2 protein-coding genes are annotated in these 4617 nt (G+C 39.1%); both read right to left on the minus strand.

Translation table 11 applies throughout. The features are described 5' to 3' along the window. Nucleotides 1-1306: SusD/RagB family nutrient-binding outer membrane lipoprotein (locus E1176_RS05715; protein ID WP_185152650.1), on the minus strand; the 1306-nt coding region annotated here is incomplete at its 3' end. 20 nt (nucleotides 1307-1326) lie between these two features. Further along, a complete protein-coding gene (locus E1176_RS05720; protein WP_155209606.1) occupies nucleotides 1327-4500 on the minus strand; it encodes a SusC/RagA family TonB-linked outer membrane protein in 3174 nt (1057 codons plus the stop codon). Nucleotides 4501-4617 lie beyond the last annotated feature (117 nt).

Genomic DNA, 4617 nt, shown 5'->3' on the forward strand with positions numbered 1-4617 from the left:
TAGCAGCTTGAACGTTATCTGAATTTAATTCTTTTTCAGAGTTTGGATAAATAAATCTCTGAGGTATAGCCCCTCCAGGATTTAAACCTTCAGCATTGTCTTTATTAGGCGTAATAGCCGGTAGACCTGTTCTACGGAAGTCATTCCATGCTACATTCTGAGGGTAAAGTCCTTTATATTTCTCACTAATGATACTCTCTAAAGTAGCAGTTGTAACTGTAAGTAAGTAATCTGATTTATCCTCTTCACTTACTCCCATATCATCCATATTAGCTGCAATAGCCTCTTTCAAAGCTGGCAATGCAGCAGCTTCTCCAGCAGTTCTGTTAAGACATTCCGCCTCGATAAACTTACATTCCGCATAGTTGATGATAACAGTAGGTGCAGCTTGAGCTCCCCAATATGTGTTTGGCGCAAAACCATTTTTTGTGTCTGGTTCCAATATCAACGCTTTTCTTGGGTCGCCAGATAATTCACCTAAAAAGTACTTGGCTAAAACCATAGTATTACTCCTTTGACTATGAAACTGCCATAATGGATTACCACCTGTCACAGTTCCTTCAAATTGCAATTCAGCATTACCCTTGTTAGATGTAAAAGCATTATCCAAGGCAGTTAAGGCGCTTTGGTAGTTTGATGCATCTTTTCCTCCTAAGTGTAGGTAATATCTCGCTTGTAGAGCATAAGCAGTTGCCATCCACGCTTTTTCATCACCTCCAAATATCAGGTCATCCCCTCCTGGGAGAATATCTCCACCATCGGTTTGAAAGTCTGCTATCGCTCCGTTTAATAGAGTAAACATTGTGGTATAAATCTGATCCTGAGTGTCATAAGCTGGAGCTAGGTTTCCTTCTTCTCCCTGAAATGCATCAGAGTAAGGAATATCACCAAAAAATGATGTTGCAAGACCCAATGACTGAGCCATCAAAACTTTACCGATACCAGCGTAATAAGGAGCATTTTGCTCTTCTGCCTGCTTGATGATTAAATCAAGATCTTTCATAGCACCTCCATACAAACCCGTTCTCCACAAGTTGTTGAATGTGTTATCTGGCATATTATAACTAGTGTATTGCAATTGCTGTGCATCAGTACCTTCAAAATACTGCATTATAATACCAGGATTTCTTGAAGCAACTGCCCCATTATTAAATCCCACCTGAGTAATTGCCGATGGCAATACCAGGTTCAAACTCACTTCTGCCAAGGCTTCCGGATCTTCATTTGTATCTCCAAACTCACAAGATGGCAATATGATTATCAAACTGAATAATAATGCAAACGCATTAAATTTCATGGTTTTCATATATTTCATAGTTTAAATTCTTAAAGACTAACTCTTAGTTTTACTGCATAACCTCTGGTGTTAGGATTATTAAAATAATCTAAACCAAATCCGTTTGATGCTCCTGTAAGGTTAGTTTCAGGATCGATTCCCTCATATGGTGTTTCTACCCATAGGTTTCTACCTATAAGAGATAAGCTTGCAGATTTAAATGGCGTAGAATCTAGAAACGATTTTGGTAAAGAATATGAAAGAGCAACCTCTCTCAAACGCACCCAAGATCCATCTTGGATATTTTCCTCACCAAGACCACCAAATCCGTATCTCACATATCGATAAGTACCTATACCCTGTGCAGGGTTGGCAATGTCAACCTGAACGTTGTTTGGATTGCCATCCTGATCGACACCATCAAAAACAACCCCCGTCATTTCTCTATTGTCAGCAGACTTTTGCGAAGTACCGAAGTAGTTAGAGATACCTTGTGTACCATTCCAAACATCTCCGCCTTGTCTTACATCAAGTAAAACACTTAATGCAAGTCCTTTATAGCTGAAAGTATTTCTAAATCCTAGTAACCAGTCCGGATTAGGATCTCCGATAATCCCAGCATTAGGATCTTGTAACGGCCATCCATTTGAACCGATGATTAATTGACCTGCCTCGTTTCTTTGGTATCTGTCTCCATAAAGTGCTCCGAAAGGCTCACCTGCAATTGCTCTGGAAGACACACTTGTGAAACCTGCCAAGAAGATATTATCAATGCCAGGGGCTAACTCTTCAACTGTAGTTTCATAAGTAGTGAAGTTTAACGTAGCATCCCAGGAGAAGTCATTACCCTTTAAAGGAGTACCTGTCACTACTGCTTCAAAGCCAGTATTTGAAACTAAACCAGCATTTCTTACTGTAGTTAAGAAACCAGAAGGAGCCGATACTGTAACAGGTATGATTTGATCTTCAGTTTCTGAGTTGTAATAAGTAAGATCGAATCCTAGACGGTTATTAAATAATTTTATGTCAGCACCAACTTCGTAGGTTGTAGTAAGCTCTGCTACCAGAGTATTATTTCCTAAAGTACCGTCCTGTTCAAATGCATTTATACCTTGGAAAGGAAATGAAATGCCATCAATAAAGCCATCACCAGTTGCTGCTGCCTGTGCATAATAATTTAGAGTTGAGTATACCGGAGCATCGTTACCTACTTTACCCCAACTTGCTCTAAGCTTCACGTAGCTATCAGTTACTCCCATAGCTTCAGTTAATACAAAACCAAGAGCTGCTGACGGATAGAAGAACGAGTTCTCGTCAGACGGCAATGTAGAAGACCAGTCATTTCGCCCTGTAAAATTTAAGAATAACATGTCACGATAGCCAAATTTCACATCTGCATAAGCACCGTGTACTTTTCTTCTCACTGGGTTATATGAAGCAACTACACTAGATGTATTTGCAATATTGTAAAAATCTAAAGCACCAATAGTGGATCCTGTAACGATGTTGTCAGTCGACTTACTTTCAAAATAATTATGACCTGCTAGAGCTGAGATAGTAATATCCTCATTAATGGTCTTGTTGTAGGTCAAAATGAAATCAGAGTTAAGGTCAGTAGAGTTGATCTCTCTATTTTGGATTTCACCTGGTCTCCAATTGATAGTTAAATCATGATTATCAACTTTTTCAATTGCACTTACCCGGCTATCGATGTAATTGTCAATACCTAATTTATATTTAGCATTTAACCCTGGTAATATTTCGTAATCCAATGATATATATCCAATCACACGATTTACAACATCCTCTGTGAAATTTTTATTTACTACCCAATATGGGTTATCATAAATACCGTCTCTGTAGCTTCTTTGTCCACCATTAGCAAACTGGTAAGCCGGCTGAAAATCAGCAGCATCCTGGCCTTCTTTCCCTAAACCTAAATCGAAAGTTGGAGTATTTCTAATAAGACCCAGCATTACACCAGATAAGTTAGAGCCTCTCTGCATACGAACACCACCTGAATTTACGTATGTTCCGGAAAGACTTGCCGTCAATTTATCTGTGATATCTGTAGAAACTGTAGATCTAAAAGAAACCCTTTCAAATTCTGAGTTTGGAATAACACCTGTTTGATTTAAGTAACCAACAGACATATAATATGAAGTTCCTTCAGTACCACCTCTAACATTTATATTATTATCAGTCGTAACACCAGTAACGAAAAAGTTGTAGTTGTCAAAAGCCTCTGCAGGTGTTCCATTTCCGGCACCTTCAGCAACTAACTTACCCTTAGGATTCCAAGTGTAATCCGCATCTCCATCATACTCCAATGAGCTGATTTTTGGACCCCAGCTAAAACCTGTAAAAGAAGATGGGTCAAGGTAGTTACCATTCGTTCCCTGTGCATACTCCTGCTGCAAATCAATTAGCTTATTTACTTTTGAGAATTCAGTTGAAGAACTGAATGTAACAACAGGAGCTGTATTTCTTTTACCTTTTTTTGTAGTAATCACAACTGCACCGTTAGCTGCTCTTATACCATATAAAGCAGTTGCAGATGGTCCTTTAAGAATGGTAAGACTTTCAATGTCAGCAGGGTTTAAGTCGATCGCTCTATTCGATTGATCTACGCCCCCAGTACCATTACCTGCTTCATTATTATCAATTGGTACACCATCAACAACGAATAATGGTTGGTTGCTACCGGTAATTGAAGTATTACCTCTGATACGAATATTGGCGGACGCACCTGGTGTTCCAGAAGACGAAACAACTGACACACCAGCGGCCTTAGAGTTAAGCGCATTTACCAGGTTAGTTTCCTGTGCATTTGCAAGCTCTTCTCCACCCACATTTTGAACTGAGTATCCAAGAGCACGCTTATTTTGCTCAATGCCAATTGCTGTTACTACAACTTCAGATAATTGTTGTACGTCTGGTGACATGGAAAGATCGATAACAGACCTTGAGCCAATCTCAATCTCTTCAGTTGCAAGTCCGATAAATGAGAATACTAACGTACCTCCTTCGGCAGGAACACTCAATTTGTAATTACCGTCAACATCAGTAACGGTTCCAGAAGTTGTTCCCTTTAAAATCACATTAACACCGGGTAGGGTACTTCCGTCTTCAACAGATGTGACCTTACCCGATACGGTTCTTTCTTGTGCCATCGTAAAACCTACGACAAACACGAACCCGAAAAACAGTAATAGTTTTTTCATAGGTTAAGTAGTTTAGGTTAATAATATATCCTCCATTTTGGGGGATTCAGCACACAAGATAGTGAGTTATTAGATAATTCCAAATGCAACTTCAAATTGTAATTAAAAATCTTCACA

Origin of the sequence: Fulvivirga aurantia (assembly GCF_009711475.1) — a bacterium.
In the GTDB taxonomy this organism is placed as follows: Bacteria; Bacteroidota; Bacteroidia; order Cytophagales; family Cyclobacteriaceae; genus Fulvivirga; species Fulvivirga aurantia.

Coding starts and splice junctions, on each gene's coding strand:
- E1176_RS05720 (WP_155209606.1), bottom strand. CDS start 4,500: ATGAAAAAACTATTACTGTTTTTCGGGTTCGTGTTTGTCGTAGGTTTT.